The sequence below is a fragment of the Annamia dubia NIES-4383 genome, assembly GCF_055394725.1.
Genome location: NZ_AP025630.1, coordinates 1,675,163 through 1,698,969, shown reverse-complemented (window position 1 = coordinate 1,698,969; position 23,807 = coordinate 1,675,163). Strand labels below are relative to the sequence as shown.

The following is a 23,807-nucleotide window of genomic DNA, read 5'->3' as shown; positions in this document are numbered from 1 at the left end:
ATACATTAGATAATAGACTTTTGAATAAAAAAACAAAAACAATCGGAAAAAATCTCACTTTTGAAAGTATAACTTAAATCAGCAGATAAATCTAAAATATTTTTAAGGATTAGGTAATTGTTCCAAATATTGGAGAAATTCCATCAATTGAGAGTCTGAAAGAAGTTGGAGAGAAGTTTTATCATATTGGGAGAGAAGATACTCTCGTTGTTGTTCTTTAGCCCAACCCAGACGTTTTATTTCTACTTTTATTTTAGCATTAATATCAGAAAAATCTACAGGTTGAGTAGTGGTATTTTGAGAAAATTCTAACTGTAAGTTCAACATTTCTCCTTGTTCAACTTGAGGTTTATTTTCAGTTATATTTTCCATTAAATTAACATTATTTTCCTGAGAATTAGCCTCATTATGAGAAGGGCTAGGTAAATTTTCTAAATAACGTAAAAATTCTAATAATTCATCATCTTTAAGTAATTGACGAGAGCGTTTACCGTATGTTTCAATTAAATATTTTTGACCTTGATCGGCCGTCCAGCCGATGCGTTTCATTTCCTGTTCTGTTAAAGTTAAAATTTGACCAAATTCTAATTGATCTGTCTTAATTTCTTCACTTTTTTCTGTGGTATTTATTGGAGAATTAACAACAGAATTATTAAAATTAGCAGGGCTAGGTAAACTTTCTAAATAACGTAAAAATTCTAATAATTCATCATCTTTAAGCAGTTGACGAGAGCGTTTACCGTATGTTTCAATTAAATATTTTTGACCTTGATCGGCCGTCCAGCCGATGCGCTTCATTTCCTTTTCTGTTAAAGTTAAAATTTGCTCAAAATCTAATTTATTTTCAGGTATTTCTAACCCTAATTTAGAAGTTTCTACAGGTTTAGTTTCTTCTGTAATAACTTCATTTTTTAACCCTAATTCAATCGTTTCGATGGGGTTATTTTCCTGTGTAATAACTTCATTTTCTAAAACTAATTCAATCGTTTCTACGGGTTTATTATCTGGTGTAACCTCATCTTTAACTTTTTTAGATTTTTTAGATTTAGTAACTTTAGTTATTGTAGAAATATCTTTTTCTTGATTTTCTATAGTCTCAATCATTATTTCATCGGAAGATAAATTAATAATTTTTGACATTTGCTCCTTTTCTACTGGAATAATTGATTTTAAATTTAAAAAATTTAATAATCTATCCCTCGCCTGATCTTCTGCTATTTCAATTGTTTTTCCACTGCCAAAAGCCGATAGCAAAGTGATACCCTCAACTTGTGCCAACATCCTAACAATATAGCTTTCCCCGTGAATTTCTACTAATTCACTGATTAACGATCCTTGGGGATAACAACGCCGAAACTCATTAAACATAGTTTTCAATTTCCTTTTTCAATGGAATCAAGATAGAATATTTTTTATATTATAGTACGTTATTACTTAATTTTAAAATAAATTAGTTTTTTGTTCTTGGTTATTGATGATTAGTCATTTGTCAATGATTGATTATTGTTTAAAGATAGCAGTGCTAAATTAAGATGCAACCGATCAATTAAGATTAAAAACATAGTTTAAGTATTGAGCCAAATGACTAATTACCAATTTTGTCACGAATTAATCATTATGTCAGGGAATAAATATATTAAACAAAGTGTAATCTTGATATGATCAAAAATTGCACTTAGGGATTAATTTAATTACCAAAAAATCAAATTTAATGTAATCAATATTGGTTAAAGATATTACTTAATTGTTAATATTTTAACTTAAAACAATAGCTAAAAATCTCAACAATCTAAGTAATTAGGGGAAATTTTTACTTTTTTGTAATTAAATTAACGGTTTATAACCCCGATCTTCCCTTAAAGTCATTTATCTATAAACATTAAACAATAATATAACTTAACTATGACTGATTCTATTCGTATTTTAATGTGTCCCCCCGATCACTATGATGTGGACTATGTGATCAACCCTTGGATGGAAGGCAATATTCATAAATCTTCGCGCGATCGCGCCGTTGAACAATGGCAAAATCTTCATCAGGCCATCAAAGAACACGCTATTGTGGAGTTAGTAGATCCGGCTAAAGGTTGGCCTGATATGGTTTTCACCGCTAATGCGGGGCTAGTTTTAGGTGATAAAGCCGTTGTTAGTCGTTTCTATCACCCTGAGCGCCAAGGGGAAGAACCCCATTTTAAAGCATGGTTTGAAAAAAATGGTTTTACTGTCTATGAGTTACCCAAAGATCTACCCTTTGAAGGTGCAGGAGATGCACTCTTTGACAGAGAAGGATGTTGGCTCTGGGCAGGTTATGGTTTTCGATCGGAGTTAGACTCCCATTCCTACCTCGCAGAATGGTTAAATACGGAAGTAGTATCTTTAAGATTAATAGATGAGCGTTTTTATCATTTAGATACCTGTTTTTGTCCCTTAAGCGGAGGTTATTTAATGTATTATCCTCCCGCCTTTGATAGTTATTCTAATCAAATTATTGAAATGCGTGTACCACCGGAAAAACGCATTGTGATCAGTGAGCCAGATGCGGTTAATTTCGCTTGTAACACCGTTAATATTAATAACGTGGTGGTGATGAATAATACCAGTTTAGAGCTTAAACAAAGCTTAGAACGGGCAGGTTTTACGGTGGTTCAAACTTCCCTAACGGAATTTTTGAAGGCAGGTGGTGCGGCCAAATGTTTAACTTTACGGGTTAATGAGCCGATTAGTGCGGTTTGTGCTAATATTCCTGTGGAAAGTCGCATTATTCACCTTGAAGGGCATTTACTCGATGCAGGTATTATGAACCAAGCCCTTGACTTAATTGTGGAGATCGGCGGTAGTTTCAAAGTTCTCAATTTTAATTTAGGGGTTGAGCGTCAAAGCGTTTCCCAAGCAGATGTAAGGGTTTCTGCCCCTAGCCATGAGATCATGGAAGATATAATGACTCAGTTGATCGAACTGGGTGCATTAAGTAAAACTGAGGAAGTTTTCAACGCTAAAACCGAAACGGTGATCATGGCTGGAGTTGCCCCAGATGACTTCTATGTAACCACTATTTACCCTACGGAAGTGCGAGTTAATGATCAATGGGTGAAAGTGGAAAAACAACGCATGGACGGCGCGATCGTGGTTGATCCCTTAAGTATGACTGCCCATTGTAAACTATTAAGGGATTTACAAGTTGGGGATGAAGTAGTGGTAGATGTGGAAGGGATCCGCACCGTGCGCAAAGCCGAGTCTCACGAAAAACGAGGCACTCAAGAATTTAGCTTTATGGGTGCAGGTGTGTCCAGTGAACGCCGTGTGGAGTTAGTAGTTGAGCAGATCGCTTGGGAATTACGTCAAATTAAGGAACAAAAAGGTAAAGTTATTGTAACGGCCGGGCCTGTGGTTATTCATACGGGGGGAGGTCAACATTTAGCTAATTTAATACGTTCCGGCTATGTTCAAGGGCTTCTCGGTGGCAATGCGATCGCTGTTCATGATATGGAACAAAATATCATGGGAACATCTTTAGGGGTGGACATGAAAAAAGGTATCCCTGTAAGGGGTGGCCATCGTCATCACTTGAAAATTATTAACAATATTCGGCGTTTCGGCAGTATAAAAAATGCAGTTGAGGCAGGATATTTAACTAAAGGGGTGATGTATGAATGTGTTAAACAAAATATTCCTTTCTGTCTAGCGGGATCTATCCGTGATGATGGGCCTTTACCCGATACCCAAATGGACTTAATTAAGGCACAACAGGAATATGCGCGTATTTTAGAGGGTACGGACATGATTTTAATGTTATCCTCGATGTTACATTCCATTGGGGTGGGTAATATGACTCCGGCCGGTGTGAAAATGGTTTGTGTGGATATTAACCCCGCCGTTGTCACAAAATTGAGCGATCGAGGATCCGTTGAGTCGGTGGGAGTTGTCACCGATGTGGGTTTATTCCTCAGTTTATTAATTGAACAGTTAAAACGCTTAAATAGTAGCATTTCTGTAGCTGTTTAATTTTTGACCTTGCCCCCTAATTACTAGGGGGTTTTTAATAGTTGTAAGCTTTTTGCGATAAGCTTTTTAAGCTTCTCAAAAAATAAAAAAAAACCCAATGATCCCGATTTGACTTTACATATTTTTTTGACTTTGTTGGAAGGTGTGGTTACAATTTATTTGAAGAAAGTAAAGTATAATATAATTAGTTATTGATGATCTATTAATTTAATTTGTTGATTTTTTCCTATCACTAAAAAATCTGTTAATTATGAAAGTTTCTAACTTAAATATTGCGACTGAAGATTATAGTTTGTTAACCGATCTTTATCAACTCACCATGTCGGCTTGTTATCAGGGTGAAAAGATCGAAAATGCTCAGGCTAGTTTTGAAATGTTTGTGCGATCGCTCCCCCCAAACTACGGTTATTTGATCGCTATGGGGTTAACTCAAGTTTTAGAATATTTAGAAAATTTATCTTTTAATTCTGAGCAAATTGAGTATTTAAAGAAAACAGGTATTTTTAATCATGTCAATCCCCAATTTTGGGAATTATTGGCTAATTGTAAGTTTTGTGGCGATCTGTGGGCAGTGCCGGAAGGAACGGCCATTTTCCCCCATGAGCCTTTTTTAAGAGTTTCCGCTCCTTTATGGCAATGTCAATTAATTGAAACCTACCTTTTAACTACTATTAATTATCAAACTTTAATCGCTACAAGGGCGGCCAGAATGCGGGATATTGCCGGAAAAGAGGCAATTTTACTGGAATTTGGCACAAGGAGAGCTTTTAGTCCTCAAGGGGCGTTGTGGGCAGGTAGAGCGGCGATCTCTGGGGGTTTTAATGCTACTTCTAATGTGTTAACTGCTTTTAAGTTGGGCTTAAAACCCTCCGGCACGATGGCTCATGCTTTAGTTATGGCAATCAGAGCTTTAGAAGGCTCAGAAGACGATGCTTTTTTTGCTTTTCAACGATATTTTCCCCAAGCCCCCCTTTTAATAGATACCTATGACACTTTGGCCGCTACCCAAAGATTATCACAAAGGGTGAAAAAGGGCGAAATGTCTATTACGGGGGTGCGTTTAGACTCAGGTGATCTGGTAACTTTATCAAAACAGGTGCGATCGCAGTTGGGAAATATCACTATTTTTGCCAGTGGCGACTTGGACGAATGGGAAATAGAAAGATTGAAAAAACAGGGGGCGCAAATTGATGGTTATGGGCTTGGAACTCGCTTGGTAACGGGAACTCCCGTTAATGGGGTTTATAAATTAGTGGAAATTAATGATATTCCCACAATGAAATTATCAAATAATAAAAAAACTTTTCCGGGTAAAAAGCAAATTTTTCGTCAAGAAATTGGGGGTAAAGTTATCAGCGATCGCCTTGGTTTATGGGCGGAAAAACCGTTAGAAAATGAAGCACCTTTATTAATAAAATTTATGGAAAATGGAGAAAGATTATTAGTGGAAGAAGACTTAAGTTTAATTCAAGAAAGAACTTTAAACTCTGTGGAAAAATTGCCTTTAGAAACTAGAAAAATTACTCAGCCGGAGTTATTAAATGTGATCATTTCTGAGGAATTAGAATCTTTACGTCTTAAGTTAATGGCCTGTTAAGATTATTAATTTTTGACGGGAGTTAAATTTTAAGGAAGAAGTAAATAAAACAACATAATGAGATTTATTTGAGGATTAAATATAAAAAAGTCTTAGAGTGGATTGAAAAATTAAGTAAATTGGCTCAGGTTAAGATAGGGGTTAAACCTCGAATTTTAATAAATTTAATATTTTTTAATTAACTATCAAGAATTATGTCAAAATAGAAATGACATAATCTAATGAATTGCTGAGGTCGGACTATGAAAACTCGATTACAAATTCAAAAAAAAGCACCGATTCAATTATTACAAACTAGACCTTTTGATCTTAATCAATCTTTAATTCAATCACCCCCAAACCAAAGAGGGCTTTGTGATCACAATTTAAGCAGTATTTCTGTTAATGCACCTATTTAAGCCAAAATGACTATTGAAGCGAATGTTCAAAAGAAAAAAGATCGATAGTGATCTGTCATCGGTAAAAAGTCAATGCTGATGGGTAATAGCTGATGGGTAATGGGTTAAAATGGGTAATGATGTTTAAAATATTTTGAAAATATTTGACGAAAAGGGGTAAATTAGGATATAATAAATAAAGTGTTTTGTTTTTTGTTACGGGATGTAGCGCAGCTTGGTAGCGCGCCTGCTTTGGGAGCAGGATGTCGCAGGTTCAAATCCTGTCATCCCGATTTTGTTTTAGATCAAGGTTTTCAGGCTTTTTGTCTTGCCTAAAGATTATTTAAAGCGGTTTAAAGGGCAATGTAAAGTCAGATAAATTGTTTATGAGTTTTCCTGAATGCACTTTGTGACTAATATCACTGTTATATTGTGATGAAAAACACAGTTAATTAATTCATAATGTTAAATTATGTAAGGTATAATGAATATATATTTATATAATTTAAAGTTTAGGAAAATAGATTATGAGTACAAACAGTTTATCACTACCACAAGCAAACTTCAAAATGGCTTTATGGCAAGTAGAAGCTGACTCTATGAGTAGTAGTGATTTGTATGTATGGATTGCGAGTAGTGGATTACCAGATGATATTGCTATCAGATTACATCAATTAGCAGACTATACAGAGAAAGTAGGCAATAAAGTTATCTCTGTGGGTAAAATCATCTTAATCAAGATAATAGAGTTTATTAAAGAACATCCTTATTTATCTGTAGGTGTTGCTTTAGGTGTTGTAATTGGTTTATTAGTTAATGCTATTCCTTTTATTGGTCAAATTTTAGCTCCTTTAGCTACTGCGTTAGGTATTACTCTTGGTGCAATAGCGGGACATAGACTAGATAAAAGAAGACAAGGTAAAGAGCTATATGATTTGAATATTATCGGTATTACAGAGGAAATAGTAGAAATAGCTAAAGAGTTTTTTCAATTAATGATAGAAGTTTTTAGCCTTGTTTTTCAAGAAATTACATCTAAATAAATTTTAAATTCACATTAGTTAATTTTGGAGAGTATGAATTATGTCTCAAGATAAAACACCTAGCAAAAAAGAATTGCTCAAACAATTAAAAAAATTAGAAAAGAATCCTAATGATACAGCAAGAATACTAGGTGAAATGGGAATTACAGTTTTAGGTGCTAGTGCAGTAGGTTATGCTGTAGCCGCAATGGGTGTAACTTCTGCTATACCTGTAATCACTGCAATAACAGGTATTGTTTTAGTAGAAGCTACTCCTGTCGGTTGGGTTGCTACTGCGGCTGTTGCTGGAGGTGCGGCGGCTTGGGGTTTAACTCAATTAGTAAAACATGGCTCTAAAATGGAAGCTACAAAAGCTCATCTAAAAGAGGATATAAGAAAAAATATTAAAGATATTGAGGTAAAAGAAAGAGCTTCTAATGTAAAACAAAAAGATTTAGGTCATTTTTATGGTGTATTGTATAAAGCCTTAGATGCTAGTTTAATTAGTGAGGAAGAAGTTGTTGACTTTTTAAAAGCTATTTCAAATGGTCAAATCTCTTTAAGTGAAGGATATAAGTTAATCAATGATTTACTTGATAATAATGATGGATTTGCTATGGCATAAATTAATCAGTTATATTCATTTTTCTGTTCTAAACCTCTGGTAAGATATTTTACTAGAGGTGTTTTCTGTTATATCAAGATTTAGAGAATAGTTAAAAGTATTTCTTTATCAAGGTTTTGGCTTTTAAGGAGTTTCGCTCTAATATTATTATTCAAAACTTTTTAAAAAGGCTTGAACTTTAAGATCAATTCCGGTAATGGCCGTACCCACTACCACCGCATCAGCCCCTAGTTTTAAGGCTTTTTTGGCCATCTCTGGGTTATCTATTCCTCCCTCACATATTAAGGGAATATTTAATTTATTTTTTAAATTAATTAAGAGGTCATAACCCGGAGGTGATAAGTGTTTAGTTTGATTAGTATAACCATAAAGGGTTGTTCCCACAAAATCAACTCCTATTTTTTGCGCAAAAATAGCATTTTCCTCTGTATCTATATCTGCCATCACAATTTTACCTAATTCTTGCTGTATTTTTTTAATAATTATTTCTACTTTTTCACCGTTGGGGCGTGGGCGTTGGGTTGTGTCAATAGCGATAATTTCTGCTCCTGCCTCGGCGATCGCCTCTGCGTCTTCAAAGCGTGGAGTGATATAAACCTCTGAATCTAAATCCATTTGTTTCCATAAACCTATTATAATAATATGGGGATATTGAGCCTTAACTGCTTTAATGTGAGCAGGGGTGTCAAGTCTTAAGATTTTAACACCACGTTTGACACAAGCCCCTGCGATCGCTGTGATGATGGCCGGATCAAAGAGGGGAGAGTCTTTAGGTGCTTGACAAGAAACAATTAATTGATTTTGAATTAGTTTTAGTAATTTAGACATAAATTATTAATTATTTTTGGTTACTTAGAGGTTATTAATTTAGATATAAGACTTTTCCTGAATGTGAAAAATGCTTATTATAAAGAGTTATTACTGATTAAAATGGTAAATATTCAAGAGAAAAATAAAGTCCATTCTCCTGTAAACTATCGCCACGATCAGGCACATTTACAAGGGGGATACCCCAGTCAAGACGGGCATTGAGGAGGTTTCCTACGGAAAACCTTAACCCTAACCCAACGGAGGAAATAGTTTGAGTTTGGAGGGGCGTTTGATCGCTGTTCCACACCGTGCCAAAATCAAAAAAAGGCGTTAACTGCACCTGTGTATCCCATTGGGGGATTTTAAAAATGGGGGTGCGTATTTCAGCCGAGGCAAATAAGCCGTTATCCGCCAATAATACGTCTTGACGATAGCCCCTCACACTTAAAGCTCCACCTGCACTAAACTGTTCTAATGGCACTAAAGCGTCTTGGGCTAATTGTAAATCAGTTCTGAACAATAAGATCGTTTCGGGATTTAATAAGGTTAAATATTGGGCTTGGCCTCGCCAAGACATAAACTCACTATCAGGCTCAGTATCGTTGATAATAGAATCAAAGGCCGCTCCAAAACCAAAATTAAATTGTGAGCGCAGGGCGAAAACCTCAGTTTGATTTCGTTGGGTATATTCTTGAAAAAATCTGAGGGCAAAAATCCGAGTTTCTCCCTGATCATTTGCCCCCCTTGAGAGAGGAAAAGGAATATCTAATAAAGAGGTTTTCGACTCCTGCCATGAAGCGGTTAAACCCATCGCCACATCGGCTGTGGGAGTTTGAAATAGGGGTTGACGTAAAGTATACTCATAATTAACTGATTTTGACTGAATATCTAAGATATTAAAAGGAGTTTCAATAATATCACTATCAGAGCGATTATGATAAAAAGCAAAAGTTCCATTCTGAGCATTAATAGGAATAGTATAACTCAGATGCTCCAGAGAATTACTCCCCTCGGTATTGACGTAAGCCACACTGATGCGATCGCCCCATCCTAGAAAATTATGATGATTAAATTCAATTTGACGGCGCACACTGCCCACAGAGGGGGATCGTTGATTATCTAAATTTAAGCGCAAAGAGGAAGCATCAGCCTCTTTAATTTTCACATCTAAAATACTTTCCCCCGGCCGCACCCCTGCGGCCAACTCGGCCGAAATGCTGTCAATTAAGGGATCGATCTGCAACATTTGTAAACTTTTTAATAAATTTTCTTGATTTAAAGGCGGTTGTGAGGCAAATTCTAAACGACTTGTGATATAATTTGGATCTAAACGCCATAATCCTTCAATATTAATTTCAGAAATTAAGCCTTCAATAATTTCTATTTTTATTTCTTTAACTGTTTTTATTCCTTGATCATCTGTAGAAATCGTTTTTAAAGATTGGGGAGGAATATAAGCCCCCGAAGAAATATAATTATGATTAATATAATAATTAGTAATTATTTCTTGAACTTCAATTAATTGGGCAAAAGATAAGGGGGAATTAAGATAATTTTTGACAAGTTCTTTTAATTCTTCATCAGAAAAAGCGGTGTTACCCTCAAAATTAAAATTTTCAACTTTAATTTCCCCCGGAATGTCATTAAGGGAAGGCCGTGTTGAGGGATTATTTTCAGGGGTGGGAAAAAGTTGATCTATGGGTGGTAAACTAGGTTGAGTTTCAAGATTAGGTAAATTTTCTCGATGAGGTTGAATGAGATCGGCATCCGATGGATTTGGAATATTTTGGGCATAAATAACTGTTGGAAATAGAATAATTTTAATTAAAAATAGGTAAAACCAGTATTTTTTTTGTGGAAACATAATTAAGATTTACTTGTTAAGGAAAGAAATAAGTTTGATCGGGGAATCATGGTTAATAGTTATAAATCAGTTTAATTGTTATAAGTATATAAATAAATTTAAAATTTGATCATATTTTTCTAATTTTGTTTAAAATATAACATAATTAATTTTTCTTACTTTAACTAAAATAATATGAAATATTTAATCAAACCAGAAGATATTGAAACAGCAATCAACTATTATCAACAAAAACAAATTTTATGGTTAGATACGGAGATAGCAGACTTTCAAACAAAAAATCCTCAACTTTCTTTAATTTCAATTTTAGATGATCCCGCACAGGGCGATCAAGTTACGATTTTAGATATGTTAAATTATCCAAATTTGATACCTGAATTTATTAATAAAATTATGATCAATTCTAAGATTGAAAAGGTTTTTCATAATGCTAAATATGATACCAAATTTTTAGGAAAAACTAAAGTTAAAAATGTTACTTGTACTTTAGAAATTGCTAAATCTATTCCTTATTATTTATTACCAATACCTGATTTTACTCTAAAAACATTAACGGAAAAATTATCTGATTTTAAAAATATTGATAAAAGTGAACAATCTAGTGATTGGAAAGTGCGGCCTTTAACAGAAAAACAGTTAAATTATGCTAAAATGGATGTAATTTATTTAGCCCAAATTCATGGGCAATTATTACAATTATCCTCGATTACTAATCCCGATCCGGAAAAAGAAAATATTAATGATTTAACTTTGCGTTATCGTCAATTAGAACACCGTTGGAAACAGTTAGATAGTGAAATTAATCATTTAAAAGAAAGGTTAAAAAAAGCGATGAATAGTCAAGAAATTAAGGAATTTCAAGGGTTTAAATTATCTAATCAAAGTCGCACAAATAAAAAAACATCTTTTCAGGAATTAGCTAAATTAATTGAAGAATCAAAACTTAATTTAGATTTTTCGATTAATTTAACTCAACCCATCCAAAAACAGTTGGGAAAATATTTAGAAAATTTATTGATTGAGGAAGAAATTAGCAATTTTTTAATGTTAAAAATTACGGATACTGATGAAGATGATTTACCTTTTTAAAGGGTAGCAAAGGTTTAAAATTTGTTAGCCCCTGCTCCCTTTTTTTAGGGTAATTATATATTGTTAGTTTCTGTTGTTGGAGGATCGGAAACTTTAAGGTCATTTTCTTGAGATTGATCTTCTTTTATTAAGTCAGAAAAAGAAATTTGATCTTCAATAGATTCTATTTGAGTATTAGAGGTATTAACGGTAATTGGAGTAAAATAAATGGGAGATCGTGCTGGTTTGGCAGTGGGTTCTTGCCATTGATCTAACACATCTTTTACTAAAATTTCTTTAAATAAAATTTGTCCGATTACGGTTAAAGGTAGGGCTAAAATTAAGCCAAAAAAACCAAAGAAAGTGGCAAAGAAAATTTGAGCTAATAAAGTAACAACGGGTAATAAATCAAGTTTTTCTGCCATAACTACGGGGGTTAAAATATTACTTTCAACTTGTTGAATAATAATGTAAAGAATTAAGACAGCAGGGGCTTTCCAAGGTTGATCTAATAAGGCAATAATCATGGGGGGAATCACACTTAAAGCCGGCCCAATATTGGGGATTAAATTTAAAATTCCAGCTACTAAACCTTGTGCTAAAGCTAAGGGTATTCCGATAATTAATAAACCAATAAAACTAAAAATACCAATGAAGATCATATTAAAAATAATCCCTGATAACCAACCTTCTAAAGCTTGATCACATAAGACTAAAATTTCATCAACTCTGCGGCGATAAAAAGAGGGAAAAAGTCTTATAAAACCTCGGCGATAGGGATCGGGATTAACTAATAACATAATTGTTAAAATTGTCACCAGTAAAATGTTTAATAATACCAGTAAAGAGTTAGAGAAAAAGGTTAAGCCTTTCCCTAAAACATCATTCATAAAAGGGGGTAATTGTTTTACTAAATCGTTAATATCTGGTAAATAATCACGAAGATCTATTGATAATTCTTTTTCTAAACTGATGATCCAATTATTTAATAAAAAATTAAGTTTTTCAATTCCTGCATTAACTTTAACGGTTAATTCTTGGGATTGTTCCACAAATGGTGGTATAATTAACCAGAAAAATATAATAAATATGGCTAGGGTAATTAAGAGGGCTAAAATAACGGCTATTCCCCTTTTTAATTTAATTTTTAAGTTAAATTTTTTAAATAATAAACCACTCCATTTTTCAATTTTGATTACTAAAATATTGAGGGCGTTGGCTAAAATAACCGCCGTAAATAATAATAATACTAATTGTCTGATTTGCCATAAAATATAAAGGGCAATGATTAAACTAATTAAGCCGATCCATTTTCCAATATTCACTTTTTTTGTTACTCCATCTAATACAATAAAATTTTTATTTACTATAGAGAATTACCATGATAAATCTCTACTTGATCAAAAAAAAATCTAATCATAAATTTTTTTTGTTTGTTTTAACCATAAAATAATTCCTAAAATTAAAGGAGGTAAAAGAATTGAGATTAATGAATATAATTCAAGGGGGCTTGTTTCATTAATTGGTAAAAAGGGAGCGCCATATTTGATCAAAATTGAACCAAGTAATGATAAAATTAATACTTTGAAAATAAAAATAAATTGGTCTTTCATCATTAATTTTTAAATAATTTTTTTACTAAAAATAGTTTCAGTGATTAACTTTTTTAGATTAATCCTAATTTATCTTATCTTTTTGATAAGCTAAAAAAATAAGTTCAATTGTTACATTTTGTTAAAATTTGTTAAGCTAAACTAAAATTAAAATTGTAATTGTGATTATAAAGTGAGGAGTGGTCAACAATGAAATTAAAAGAATTATTGAGTCAAATTTCCGGTATTTCAATCTTAAATCCTAACCATCCTAATTTAGAATTAGAAGTTAAAGGACTTTCCACTAATTCCCATGCTACCCAAACGGGAGATCTTTTTATCGGGATGCCCGGCACTAGGGTAGATGGGGGCGAGTTTTGGCCTAGTGCCATCAAAGACGGCGCGATCGCCGCTTTAGTTAGTGTCAACGCTCAACAAAAATTTCCCCCTACTTCCGAATGTGTGATCCAAGCGCAAAACATGATCACCGCCTGTGCGCAAGTGGCCAATGGGTTTTATCAATATCCCACTCAAAAATTAAAAATGATCGGTGTCACAGGCACAAACGGCAAGACGACAACCACCCATTTAATCGAGTTTTTTCTGCAAAAACTCAGTATTTCCACTGCTTTACTCGGTACTTTATATACCCGTTGGCAAGGCTACGAAAAAACCGCTACCCATACCACCCCTTTTGCGGTGGAGTTGCAAAGCCAGTTAGGAGAAGCCTTGAAAGCTGGAAATGAATATTGTGTGATGGAAGTTAGTTCCCATGCACTAGATCAGGGAAGGGTTTTAGGATGTGGTTTTGAAGTATCAATATTTACTAATTTAACTCAGGATCATTTAGACTATCATCCCACGATGGAGGATTATTTTCAAGCAAAAGCTCTGTTATTTTCTCCTCAATATCTGAAAGGACGCGCTATTATTAACTTAGATGATCCTTACGGTCAACGCCTTTTAGAAACAACTCCCACAGCTTGGAGTTATAGTGTTAATAACTGTTGTGCGGATTTTTATACCTCAGATTTAAGTTATGAGGCCACGGGAGTTAAAGGCATTTTACACACTCCTGAAGGGCAATTTAATTTTGTCTCGCCTTTAGTGGGACAATTTAATTTATCTAATCTTTTGGCGGCCTTAGCCACTGGTTATCATTTTGGTTTAGACTTAAATCAGTTAATAGCTCACTTACCTCACTTTGTGGGTGTTCCCGGACGGATGGAACGAGTGGAGGGTTCAGAGGCTCAGAATATTACGGTAATTGTTGACTATGCCCACACCCCAGACAGTTTAGAAAATTTGCTCAAAGCCTCTCGCCCCTTCATTTCCGGTAAAATGATCTGTGTGTTTGGTTGTGGCGGCGATCGAGATCGCACTAAACGCCCCTTAATGGGTAAAATAGCGGCCGAACTTTCAGACTTAGCCATTGTTACCTCAGACAACCCACGCACAGAGGATCCCCAACAGATTTTAAATGATGTGATCGAGGGTATCTCCAAGGAGATTGAATATTTAGTGATCGCCGATCGAGCCGAAGCCATCAAAACCGCCATTAAAACCGCAAAAGCGGGGGATGGAGTCTTGATCGCCGGAAAAGGCCATGAAGATTATCAAATTTTAGGCACAGAAAAAATCCATTTTGACGATCGAGAAGAAGCCAGAAAAGCCCTACTTTCTTGATCAAAAATTAGACTTTTTGTCAAAGTAGGGGAATAGTGATAGTAACTGATAAAAAAGATAATTTATAACAAAAATTAGTTCAATTTATTGAACGATTGATATTAGCCTTGAAATTCATTTCAAGGCGGTATCAATACTTTAAGAGATCACGGGGATTAATTCACTCGCAATGAAATCAATTTCATTGCGAAGAGTGATCGTTCAATAAATTGAACTCAGAATTGCATTTTTCCCCCGACTTTGAAAACGCCCTGATTTTTTAGGGGGATTTAGGGTGATCAATAATAAAGAAAATCCCCGACTAATCAGTCAGGGATGTTATGTAAATTTTATTTAATTAATTTTTAATTAATAATTAATAAGCGTCTTGTAACTCGTAAAAATCAGGGGAAATATAATCTTTACGCAAAGGATAACCGATCCAATCTTCCGGCATTAAAATGCGTTTTAAATTGGGATGGCCTTCGTAAATAATGCCATACATATCATAACATTCCCTTTCTTGCCAATCAGCCGCTTTCCAAATCCAATAAACAGAGGGTAATGTAGGATTATCTCTTGGTAAAAAGACTTTAATCCTAACTTCTTCAGGTTGAGTGACATTATCATTCACTTTAACTAAATGATAAAAACTGACTAACTCTTTCCCTGCTCCAAGATCATAAGCCCCTTGACATTGGAGATAGTTAAAACCATAGGCATAAAGGGCGGTAGCTAAAGGAATTAAAAATTCCCGATCGACCTTAATTAATTCAATTCCTGAATGATCCCTTGGCAAAACTTCATGTTCAAAACCATTTTTGGTCAACCATTGAGAGGTTTTACCTGCTTCAATAATTTGTGAGTTTTCAGTGGGTGTTAAATTACTTTCTTCAGCCACGTTTGACTTCCTCCTTTTGTGATACTTTTAAAGCTGGGGGAATGGGCATTCCGATCGCCTCGGTTAACTCCTTGGGAGGATTATAACGAGCTTGATCCTGAATATATTTACCCGTTAAAATAGGCTCAACTGTTTTCAGATTATGGGTAGTGCTGTAATAACGGTGAGTTTGTAAGGTTTTTGAGGAACGATCCTGAATTGACTCATTGGCTACTTTTTTGCGTAACTTAACGATCGCATCGAAAATCGCTTCAGGACGGGGAGGACAGCCCGGAATATATAAATCAACGGGGATTAATTTATCCACACCTCTAACGGCACTGGGAGAGTCCGCACTAAACATCCCTCCGGTAATGGTACAAGCACCCATCGCAATTACATATTTAGGCTCTGGCATTTCTTCGTACAAACGTACTAAAGCAGGAGCCATTTTCATGGTCACAGTTCCCGCAACGATAATTAAATCAGCTTGACGGGGGCTGGATCTAGGGACAAGACCAAAGCGATCGAAATCAAAACGAGAACCGATCAAAGCCGCAAACTCAATGAAACAACAAGCCGTTCCATAGAGTAAAGGCCATAAACTAGATAATCTAGCCCAGTTATATAAATCATCAACAGTAGTTAAAATAACATTTTCCGATAACTCTTGAGTTACTTTAGCCCCTGCGATCGGATTGAGAATTTTCTGAGTTTGTTGTTGTTCAAAAGTAGATGTCATGACCATTCAAGCGCTCCTTTTCGCCAAGCATAAACTAAAGCAATTACTAAAATTGCGATAAAAATTAAGGCTTCCACAAAAGCCAGTAAGCCCAAACGGTTAAAAGCTACTGCCCAAGGATAAAGAAACACAGTTTCCACATCAAAAACTACAAAGACAAGGGCAAACATATAATAACGGATATTAAACTGGATCCAAGCTCCGCCGAATGGCTCCATCCCTGACTCGTATGTTGTTTGTCTTTCAGGGCCGCCCCCACTAGGACGTAAAAGCTTAGAAGCAGTTAAAGCTAAGACAGGGACAGAACTACAGGCAAGTAGAAAGCCCAAAAAATATTCGTATCCAGTAAGGGAAAACTGCATAACTTAATAGTTGTTGATGGATATGATCTATATGATTGATTAAAGTCAAGTCTTTTATTTGACATAACTTTGAGTCAATCCAGAATTAAAATAGTACAAGTAAATTAAATAAACTTATAGTATATCTTAAAAGCTTACTCAGATTTTACTTTGTTTATTTAATCATACCGAAAAAATACCCATTTAACCTAAGTTTTGAAATTTTAAAGTGATCTATAGAGTTTTTTTATGAATTTAGAAAAGATAATTGACAATTTTTTAGAAAGAAAAAAATCTCAATCTTAACTTAATTTTAATTTCCATGATTTAATTGTAATTGAAGTTTTAATTGTTCTAATTGTTTGCCCTGTTGTTTCAATTGTTCTTCTAATTCTTGTAATTGTTCTTTTCTAGTTTCTAATTCTAAATTTCTTCTGGTTAAATCTTGACTTTGTAAGGCCATTTCTTGCCTCCATTTTTCTATTTTAGTTTGTTCTTTTTGGATAAATTCTTCATTTAAAATAGGACAAGTTAAATATTTTTTAACTAATTCTAACACCCATTGATTAGCTAATTTAATATTAATAATTTTCTGTTCTTCCAATTCTACTAACAATAATAAATCTTCTGTTAAATTTTCATCACTATGAAAATCCCCTAATTCCAGAAGATCAAAATTATTGATTTCCCATAAATGATCATTTATTGCTTGGGCCAATAATTGTAAATTTAATTGACCCGAATTAACATCTTTTTTCACTTGTGCCAAGTGTAACATAATTTCGCAATTGTTTAATCAATAATAATATTTGAGCTATTACCATATAAATTAATTTAACAGAAAAATATGCAGAAAATGTGATTTTTTCAAAAAAATTTTAAATTAGTCATTTGTCATTTGTCATTAGTTATTGATTACTTATCAATATTTATACAGCAAGTTTACTGAAGATTTTGCAATCTTTGACGTAAAATTTCTGCTTGTTTTTCCAATTCTGCTACATTATCTTTAGCAGTTTGAATAATATCAGCAGGGGCTTTATTGACAAAATTAGGGTTATTTAAACGGTTACTAATTCCGGCCATTTCTTTGTCAATTTTAGCTAATTTTTTCTCAATTTTACCACATAAAGCTCCAATATCCACAATGCCAGTTAAAGGTATTAAAATTTGCACTGTTCCCACCACTCCTGCGATCGCCTGTTTAACCTCACCTTCTAACTTAGAAGTAATGGTCAAATTTTCGATTTTACCTAAGTTTTGTAAGTAAGTTTGACCTTCTTTTAAAATAGCTGTTTCTTGACTATTTTCACTTTGTAAAATCGCTGTAATAGTTAATCCGGGCTTAATTTCAGCTTCTGCCCTTAAATTACGAATTACACGAATTGCTCCAATTAATAATTCAAAATTACTTTCTAATTCAAGGTTTATTAAAGTGTTAATTTCTTCTTTGTTAGTGGATTTTTGTGCAGTTTTTTGACTAAATTTTCCTAAATTAGTTTTAGCAAAAATATCATTTTTTAACTGTTCAATTTTTGAATTAATCTCTTTACGTTTTTCAGGTTTTAGTAAATATTTCAAGCTAAACCAACCCGTATAAACTAAACCAATTAAAGTTAAAAATTGAGAAACAAAAGGAATTTTATCTAACCCATTAAGTAAATTTCCTAAAATATTAAGAACAACTAAACCTGCAATAATTAAACCAAGCACAGTTACAGGGCGTTGATAATTGTTAAATGTCTTAATCAAATCTTTAGGAAAATCATTAATAAATTTAATAATTTCTGTTAAAATTGCTTTAATTTCTTGGTTTTCTTGAGATGATTTTGCCGTTTTATTTTTGCCTGAACTTAAATCATTAAAAATAATTTTTGGCTCACCATCTAAACTAACTTTACTTAAAATTTCATCAACTTCAGGATAAAATTGTAAAGCTAAAAACTCATTTTCTTTCTGAGTTAAACCTTGCCACAATTCCTCCGTAATATGAGGCATAAAGGGATGAAGTAATTTTAAAATGCCCTCTAACACATAAGCTAAGGTCTGTTGAGCCACTAATTTTGAATTATTATCTTGACGTAAACGCCCTTTTACTAACTCAATATACCAGTCACAAAAATCACCCCAAATAAACTCATAAATGCCTTTAGCCGCCTCTCCTAAACCATAATTATTAATATAATTTCTGGTTTGTTTAACTACTTGATTAAAACGAGATAGGATCCAGCGATCGCATAACTCTAAATCCTCTGTTTTTGGAAAGCCTAACTGTTGGGGCGTTTTACCTTCTAAGTTCATCATCACGAACCGCGCCGCATTCCATAACTTATTGGCAAAGTTGCGAGAAGCTTCCACTGAGGGAGATTCCTCTGTTGCTCGATCGAACTGTAAACTAATATCTTGACCAGCCCCGGCCACTTCCCTGATCAGAGTATATCTGAGGGCATCTGTGCCATATTTTTCAATCAATAACAGAGGATCGATCCCATTACCAGCCGACTTTGACATTTTTTTGCCATTCTCATCACGCACTAAACCGTGAATATACACATCTTTGAAGGGCATTTGACCGGTAAAATGGCCGCTCATCATGGTCATTCTGGCCACCCAGAAGAAAATAATATCAAAGCCCGTCACCATGGTACTATTAGGGAAATAGCGTTGATAATCTTCCCCATTTTCTAACCAACCTAAAGTAGAAAAAGGCCATAAACCTGAAGAAAACCATGTATCAAGCACATCGGGGTCTTGTTCTAATTTTGCACCCTCTCCATATTGCGCGATCGCTTTTTCCTGAGCTTCCTGAGCATTATGAGCCACAAGAAAGGGGGTACTATCGGTAATTTCGCCGTTAGTTTCGCTGATTACATACCATGCAGGGATTTGATGACCCCACCATAATTGACGGGAAATACACCAATCTTTTAATTTAATTAACCAATCACGATAGACCTTACTCCATCTTTCAGGGATAAATTCAGGATTATTTTCACCATCTAAACTCTGTAAAGCTCGTTTAGATAATGATTCAATTTTCACAAACCACTGAGTAGATAACAAGGGTTCTACCGGAACTTTACCTCGATCGCTGTAGGGAACTGTGTGGGTATAATCTTCAGTTTTGATTAAAATACCTTCATCCTCTAATTGTTTTACTAAATTTTTTCTAGCTTCAAAGCGATCTTGTCCCGCAAAAATACCCGCATTTTCATTTAAAGTTCCATCCTTATTCATAATATTAATGAACTCTAAATTGTGGCGTTGTCCCATCGTAAAATCATTGGGATCATGGGCAGGAGTAACCTTAACGCAACCCGTACCAAAAGCGGGATCCACCAACTCATCCGCAAAAATAGGAATTTCCCGCTTAACAATGGGTAAAGTCACCGTTTTGCCGATCAAATGACGGTAACGCTCATCATTAGGGTTAACCGCCACCCCCGTATCCCCTAACATCGTCTCAGGGCGGGTGGTAGCCACCTCCACAAAACCGCTACCATCAGTCAAAGGATAGCGAAAATGCCATAAATGCCCCGCCACCTCCTTATTTTCCACCTCTAAGTCAGACACCGCAGACTGAGACTCAGGACACCAATTAACTAAATAATTACCTCGATAAATTAAACCTTCCTCATATAATTTAACAAAAGCCTCTTTAACAGCATCTGATAAATTTTTATCTAAAGTGAATCTTTCCCTTGACCAATCCGCCGATAAACCGAGCCTTTTTAATTGATTAACAATAGTACCGCCGGACTTATGCCGCCATTCCCAAGACCGTTCCAAGAACTTTTCACGCCCCAGATCATAACGGGTTTTACCCTCAGCTTTTAACTCCTTTTCGATTAAAGTTTGAACCGCAATACTAGCGTGATCTGTCCCCGGTAAACAGAGGGTATTATAACCGCACATCCGATGATAGCGTACTAATGTATCAATCAAAGAAGTATTAAAAGCATGACCCATGTGGAGATGCCCCGTGACGTTAGGGGGGGGAATAACGATGGAATAGGCTTGGCCGGACTTTTTGGGGTCAGCTTGAAAAATAGAGTTAGTTTCCCAATGTTGTTGCCATTTTTGTTCGGTAGTTTTGGGATCGTATTGAGGGGGTAAGTTAGTGGAATTTATATTCATTTTTATATCAGTTATTAATAATTAAAGATCAATCCTAGTAATTGTACTCTAAAACAGGAGATTTTAAACAATTGACAATAGACATATCCCTACTTCCATAAAACTTTGAAGATGAGGATAATTTTTATGCTGAACATTCTTGCTATCAAATACCGATACTTTTCTAATCACATAACGTCCATGACTAGCATCTTTTTCTATATATACACTTAATGGTTTATCAATTTTTGCAATTATTTTTAGACAATTATATAAAGCAACTTGATTTGCTTTTACTGTAATTAAATAATCATTTTTACTATTAATAATTGTGTTGGTTATTTGTTGACTACAATGGAGAGCATCTAGGGGAAAAACCTTATTAACTAAACCGCAATTAGTTATCATAGAAAGAACTTTGGCGTTTTCTGAATTTTCTTTAGTTTCAAAAGTTTCTGCCATAATTACTAGGTTAGTTTCTGGACTAATCATGTCTTTTCCCACGATTTTTGCGAAAATCCTTGACTAACTTAAGTTGTTCGATTACACTGTTCAACATAATTTTTTTATAAAAAAAATAGTGATCTACTTTATGATTTTTTCAAGAAAAGACGATTATTTCAATTATTTTGTAGAAATAGTATTAATTTGATCAATAATTTGAGCTAACTCAAAATCTTTGATCGTTAAACCGCCTGAGTCATGGGTAGTCAAACTAATAGTTACTTTATTATAAGAAATAGATAAATCGGGGTGATGACAGGCATTCTCCGCCGGATCTACTAATTTATTAATAAATTCGATCGCTTCAATAAAATTTTTAAATTTGCGTAAACATTTAATAGTATTACCTTCTAATTCCCATTGAGGTAATTTAGTTAAATATTCTTGAATTTGGGTTTGATTTAATAATTGTGTCATAATTTTTGAGTGAATTAAATTGATTTTATTTGACTGGAGAGACGTTTTCTAAAACGTCTCTAAACATGATATTTTTTCAAACTGATTCAATCTTATTAACTAATAATTGCCATCAGATTTGATACTAATTGATTGGTAAAAGGTAAACTATCTAATACCATCGCAGTACAAAGTAACATCATATAAAAAATTGAATATTTAAACAAGTCTTTAGCTAAATTTCGATCCGTTGGGGCTTGTTTTAATTGCCATGCTTTTTGTAAAAAAATTCCCCCTAAAATAACAGCAATTAAACCATAAATTGCACCGGAAACACCTAAAGGATAAACCAATAATAGGGTAAAAGGAATTACTAATAAAGTATAATACCAGATTTGTTTAACGGTAATTTCTTCCCCTTTAATAACGGGTAACATTGGCACATTTACCTGTGCATAATCGTCTTTAATCATTAATGCTAAAGCCCAAAAATGTGGGGGTGTCCATAGAAAAATGATCATAAATAAAATCCATGCAGGTAAAGCTAAATCACCCGTGACGGCCGCCCATCCCACAAGGGGAGGAATAGAACCGGCCGCCCCCCCTATGACAATGTTTTGAGTGCTATGACGTTTGAGAAAATGGGTATAGATTACCATATAAAAGCCAATTCCAGATAGGGCTAAAATGGCACTTTGAAGATTAACAAATAATGTCAAAATAGTGAATGATAACGAGCCGAGAATTAGGGCGAAAATTAAAGCATTAATTGTGCTAATTTTTCCTGATGGAATGGGGCGGGATCTTGTGCGTTCCATTTCATAGTCTATGTCTTTATCATAAATACAGTTAAATGTTTGGGCCGAGGCGGCGGCTAATGTTCCGCCGAGCAGGGTATTTATTAATAATAAAGGCTCTACTTTTCCCCCTGAAGCGATCCACATTGAGGCGGCGGTTGTAATTAAAAGTAAGGGAATAATTCTCGGTTTTGTTAGTTGATAATAACTTTTAATTGTTTGTGCTAAATTTTGGTTTTTTTGTGTGATGGTTGTACCTGTCATAATATTTAAAATTGAAACTACAATATTGGCTTAAATAACTATTAGTAAATAATGATAAATAAGAAATAAAAGATAAATGTTTATTGCTAACTTTTCAAGGGCAACTATTAACTATCAACTGTTAATTGTTGACGATCGCGCCATGAAAAAACAGTTAAAGCCACTAAAGTGCTAAACAGGGCTACGCCTACGCTATGATGAGTTACGGTTAACGGCTCAACTTGTAACCTTAATTTAAAAGTAGCAATACCGAGTATAATTTGAGCTAATACTAATAGTCCAGCCGTATTAACTAATTTTTTGATTAATTGATTTAAAGGAGGATTACGCCATGTTACAACAAGTAAAATTAGGATTGAGAGGGTACTAGGAACAACCCCCATAATATGAGTATTCATCACGGTACAAAGTTGATTGTACTCAAAACATTGATGTAATGCCCATTGTGAGCCTACTAACCCACCTAATAAGCATTGCAGATAAATGAGAATTAATGAAGTTAAACTAAATAAATGTAATTTGCTTTTCTGATTAGAATACTTGTTAACTTGATTAGGAGTTAAAGCACAACCAATAATAATTAAACTACCTAAAAACAGAAAAGCCGTACCTAAATGAGCGGTTACAATATCAAATCTTAATAATTGAGTTACAGTTAAACCGCCTAAAACTCCCTGAAAAACAATTAAAAACAAAGAAAATAAAGAGGCTAAAGGTAGCCATTTTGGTAATTGTTGACGATACCACCAAGCTAAAGCCACCAATGCGATCGAGCTAAAACCGATTAAAGCCGCATCTAAACGGTGAAACCACTCTAAAAATACCTGTAAATTCATTTGGGCGGAGGGAACAAGTTGTCCATAACATAAAGGCCAGTCAGGACAAGCCAAACCCGCATTCATTACCCTAGTAGCACTTCCTACGGCCATTAATAAGAAAGTGGCGATCGCAATTTTCCAGACAAACCACCTTAACCATTTTTGGGGGTTTGACTCTTGGATCGCTGTGGAAAGTTTTTGATCAAAAACTGATTCTGTCATTGCTTTAAATTTCTTGATTAATCTGTGAGTGTATGCTCACCTTGATCTTAATTGTTGAAAAATTTTTCGCAATATATGTTAATAAATCTTGACAATGTTGGCTAA

The 23,807-nt window shown here is 34.3% G+C and carries 21 protein-coding genes and 1 tRNA gene; 8 read left to right on the top strand and 14 right to left on the bottom strand.

Annotated elements, in window-relative coordinates; genetic code table 11:
- Positions 1–102: 102 nt before the first annotated feature.
- On the bottom strand, positions 103–1,368 hold the full coding sequence (locus Anndu_RS07670) for a hypothetical protein (protein ID WP_464103801.1): 1,266 nt from the start codon (positions 1,366–1,368) through the stop codon (positions 103–105).
- Positions 1,369–1,902: 534 nt separating this feature from the next.
- Here Anndu_RS07670 and argZ point away from each other — a divergent pair.
- The 6 genes from argZ (at position 1,903) to Anndu_RS07640 (ending at position 7,623) form a co-directional block, all read left to right on the top strand.
- Positions 1,903–4,002, top strand: coding sequence for a bifunctional arginine dihydrolase/ornithine cyclodeaminase (gene argZ, locus Anndu_RS07665; protein ID WP_464103800.1), 2,100 nt, complete (start codon positions 1,903–1,905; stop codon positions 4,000–4,002).
- Between the two features lie 250 nt (positions 4,003–4,252).
- A complete protein-coding gene (locus Anndu_RS07660; protein ID WP_464103799.1) occupies positions 4,253–5,599 on the top strand; it encodes a nicotinate phosphoribosyltransferase in 1,347 nt (448 codons plus the stop codon).
- A gap of 242 nt (positions 5,600–5,841) precedes the next feature.
- Complete coding sequence (locus Anndu_RS07655) at positions 5,842–5,997, top strand: hypothetical protein (protein ID WP_464103798.1); 156 nt, start codon at positions 5,842–5,844, stop codon at positions 5,995–5,997.
- Between the two features lie 198 nt (positions 5,998–6,195).
- Positions 6,196–6,269: transfer RNA gene (locus tag Anndu_RS07650), tRNA-Pro, on the top strand.
- A gap of 234 nt (positions 6,270–6,503) precedes the next feature.
- Complete coding sequence (locus Anndu_RS07645) at positions 6,504–7,019, top strand: hypothetical protein (RefSeq protein WP_464103797.1); 516 nt, start codon at positions 6,504–6,506, stop codon at positions 7,017–7,019.
- Between the two features lie 40 nt (positions 7,020–7,059).
- Positions 7,060–7,623: a hypothetical protein gene (locus Anndu_RS07640; protein ID WP_464103796.1), complete on the top strand. Its 564-nt coding sequence runs from the start codon at positions 7,060–7,062 to the stop codon at positions 7,621–7,623.
- 147 nt (positions 7,624–7,770) lie between these two features.
- Here Anndu_RS07640 and Anndu_RS07635 read toward each other — a convergent pair whose 3' ends face one another.
- Complete coding sequence (locus Anndu_RS07635; RefSeq protein ID WP_464103795.1) at positions 7,771–8,451, bottom strand: N-acetylmannosamine-6-phosphate 2-epimerase; 681 nt, start codon at positions 8,449–8,451, stop codon at positions 7,771–7,773.
- 97 nt (positions 8,452–8,548) lie between these two features.
- Positions 8,549–10,297, bottom strand: a complete 1,749-nt coding sequence (locus tag Anndu_RS07630; RefSeq protein WP_464103794.1) for a ShlB/FhaC/HecB family hemolysin secretion/activation protein — start codon at positions 10,295–10,297, stop codon at positions 8,549–8,551.
- Between the two features lie 174 nt (positions 10,298–10,471).
- On the opposite strand from Anndu_RS07630, the gene Anndu_RS07625 reads away from it, so the two are divergent.
- On the top strand, positions 10,472–11,386 hold the full coding sequence (locus Anndu_RS07625; RefSeq protein WP_464103793.1) for a ribonuclease D: 915 nt from the start codon (positions 10,472–10,474) through the stop codon (positions 11,384–11,386).
- A gap of 53 nt (positions 11,387–11,439) precedes the next feature.
- On the opposite strand, the gene Anndu_RS07620 is transcribed toward Anndu_RS07625, so the two are convergent.
- Positions 11,440–12,690: an AI-2E family transporter gene (locus Anndu_RS07620; protein ID WP_464103792.1), complete on the bottom strand. Its 1,251-nt coding sequence runs from the start codon at positions 12,688–12,690 to the stop codon at positions 11,440–11,442.
- Between the two features lie 87 nt (positions 12,691–12,777).
- A complete protein-coding gene (locus Anndu_RS07615; RefSeq protein WP_464103791.1) occupies positions 12,778–12,981 on the bottom strand; it encodes a hypothetical protein in 204 nt (67 codons plus the stop codon).
- 186 nt (positions 12,982–13,167) lie between these two features.
- Here Anndu_RS07615 and Anndu_RS07610 point away from each other — a divergent pair, with 186 nt between their 5' ends.
- A complete protein-coding gene (locus Anndu_RS07610) occupies positions 13,168–14,643 on the top strand; it encodes a UDP-N-acetylmuramoyl-L-alanyl-D-glutamate--2,6-diaminopimelate ligase (RefSeq protein ID WP_464103790.1) in 1,476 nt (491 codons plus the stop codon).
- 355 nt (positions 14,644–14,998) lie between these two features.
- On the opposite strand, the gene Anndu_RS07605 is transcribed toward Anndu_RS07610, so the two are convergent.
- The 9 genes from Anndu_RS07605 to Anndu_RS07565 all read right to left on the bottom strand — a co-directional run bounded on the left by Anndu_RS07605 (position 14,999) and on the right by Anndu_RS07565 (position 23,702).
- Positions 14,999–15,523 carry an NAD(P)H-quinone oxidoreductase subunit J gene (locus Anndu_RS07605; protein WP_464103789.1) on the bottom strand — a complete coding sequence of 175 codons (525 nt, stop codon included), beginning with the start codon at positions 15,521–15,523 and terminating at the stop codon, positions 14,999–15,001.
- On the bottom strand, positions 15,516–16,250 hold the full coding sequence (ndhK, locus tag Anndu_RS07600; RefSeq protein WP_464103788.1) for a photosynthetic/respiratory NAD(P)H-quinone oxidoreductase subunit K: 735 nt from the start codon (positions 16,248–16,250) through the stop codon (positions 15,516–15,518). The genes Anndu_RS07605 and ndhK overlap by 8 nt, the downstream gene beginning before the upstream one ends.
- A complete protein-coding gene (ndhC, locus tag Anndu_RS07595) occupies positions 16,241–16,606 on the bottom strand; it encodes a photosynthetic/respiratory NAD(P)H-quinone oxidoreductase subunit C (protein ID WP_464103787.1) in 366 nt (121 codons plus the stop codon). The genes ndhK and ndhC overlap by 10 nt, the downstream gene beginning before the upstream one ends.
- Positions 16,607–16,898: 292 nt before the next feature.
- Positions 16,899–17,363, bottom strand: coding sequence for a hypothetical protein (locus Anndu_RS07590; protein WP_464103786.1), 465 nt, complete (start codon positions 17,361–17,363; stop codon positions 16,899–16,901).
- A gap of 164 nt (positions 17,364–17,527) precedes the next feature.
- Positions 17,528–20,722 (bottom strand): valine--tRNA ligase, encoded by a 3,195-nt coding sequence (locus Anndu_RS07585; protein ID WP_464103785.1) that lies wholly within the window; start codon positions 20,720–20,722, stop codon positions 17,528–17,530.
- A 63-nt stretch (positions 20,723–20,785) separates the two neighbouring features.
- Positions 20,786–21,163: an ISAs1 family transposase gene (locus Anndu_RS07580; protein ID WP_464103784.1), complete on the bottom strand. Its 378-nt coding sequence runs from the start codon at positions 21,161–21,163 to the stop codon at positions 20,786–20,788.
- Between the two features lie 162 nt (positions 21,164–21,325).
- Positions 21,326–21,622, bottom strand: a complete 297-nt coding sequence (locus tag Anndu_RS07575) for a 4a-hydroxytetrahydrobiopterin dehydratase (protein ID WP_464103783.1) — start codon at positions 21,620–21,622, stop codon at positions 21,326–21,328.
- 95 nt (positions 21,623–21,717) lie between these two features.
- The gene (locus Anndu_RS07570) at positions 21,718–22,662 is read right to left on the bottom strand and encodes a heme o synthase (RefSeq protein ID WP_464103782.1); all 945 of its coding nucleotides are present in this window, start codon (positions 22,660–22,662) and stop codon (positions 21,718–21,720) included.
- A gap of 107 nt (positions 22,663–22,769) precedes the next feature.
- Entirely contained in the window at positions 22,770–23,702 is a 933-nt protein-coding gene (locus Anndu_RS07565) for a COX15/CtaA family protein (protein WP_464103781.1), read from the bottom strand.
- Between the last annotated feature and the right edge of the window lie 105 nt (positions 23,703–23,807).

Coding starts and splice junctions, on each gene's coding strand:
- ndhK (WP_464103788.1), bottom strand. CDS start 16,250: ATGGTCATGACATCTACTTTTGAACAACAACAAACTCAGAAAATTCTC.
- Anndu_RS07590 (WP_464103786.1), bottom strand. CDS start 17,363: ATGTTACACTTGGCACAAGTGAAAAAAGATGTTAATTCGGGTCAATTA.
- Anndu_RS07615 (WP_464103791.1), bottom strand. CDS start 12,981: ATGATGAAAGACCAATTTATTTTTATTTTCAAAGTATTAATTTTATCA.
- Anndu_RS07585 (WP_464103785.1), bottom strand. CDS start 20,722: ATGAATATAAATTCCACTAACTTACCCCCTCAATACGATCCCAAAACT.
- Anndu_RS07640 (WP_464103796.1), top strand. CDS start 7,060: ATGTCTCAAGATAAAACACCTAGCAAAAAAGAATTGCTCAAACAATTA.
- Anndu_RS07625 (WP_464103793.1), top strand. CDS start 10,472: ATGAAATATTTAATCAAACCAGAAGATATTGAAACAGCAATCAACTAT.
- Anndu_RS07610 (WP_464103790.1), top strand. CDS start 13,168: ATGAAATTAAAAGAATTATTGAGTCAAATTTCCGGTATTTCAATCTTA.
- Anndu_RS07570 (WP_464103782.1), bottom strand. CDS start 22,662: ATGACAGGTACAACCATCACACAAAAAAACCAAAATTTAGCACAAACA.
- Anndu_RS07565 (WP_464103781.1), bottom strand. CDS start 23,702: ATGACAGAATCAGTTTTTGATCAAAAACTTTCCACAGCGATCCAAGAG.
- ndhC (WP_464103787.1), bottom strand. CDS start 16,606: ATGCAGTTTTCCCTTACTGGATACGAATATTTTTTGGGCTTTCTACTT.
- Anndu_RS07660 (WP_464103799.1), top strand. CDS start 4,253: ATGAAAGTTTCTAACTTAAATATTGCGACTGAAGATTATAGTTTGTTA.
- Anndu_RS07580 (WP_464103784.1), bottom strand. CDS start 21,163: ATGGCAGAAACTTTTGAAACTAAAGAAAATTCAGAAAACGCCAAAGTT.
- Anndu_RS07635 (WP_464103795.1), bottom strand. CDS start 8,451: ATGTCTAAATTACTAAAACTAATTCAAAATCAATTAATTGTTTCTTGT.
- Anndu_RS07655 (WP_464103798.1), top strand. CDS start 5,842: ATGAAAACTCGATTACAAATTCAAAAAAAAGCACCGATTCAATTATTA.
- Anndu_RS07630 (WP_464103794.1), bottom strand. CDS start 10,297: ATGTTTCCACAAAAAAAATACTGGTTTTACCTATTTTTAATTAAAATT.
- Anndu_RS07645 (WP_464103797.1), top strand. CDS start 6,504: ATGAGTACAAACAGTTTATCACTACCACAAGCAAACTTCAAAATGGCT.
- Anndu_RS07575 (WP_464103783.1), bottom strand. CDS start 21,622: ATGACACAATTATTAAATCAAACCCAAATTCAAGAATATTTAACTAAA.
- argZ (WP_464103800.1), top strand. CDS start 1,903: ATGACTGATTCTATTCGTATTTTAATGTGTCCCCCCGATCACTATGAT.
- Anndu_RS07670 (WP_464103801.1), bottom strand. CDS start 1,368: ATGTTTAATGAGTTTCGGCGTTGTTATCCCCAAGGATCGTTAATCAGT.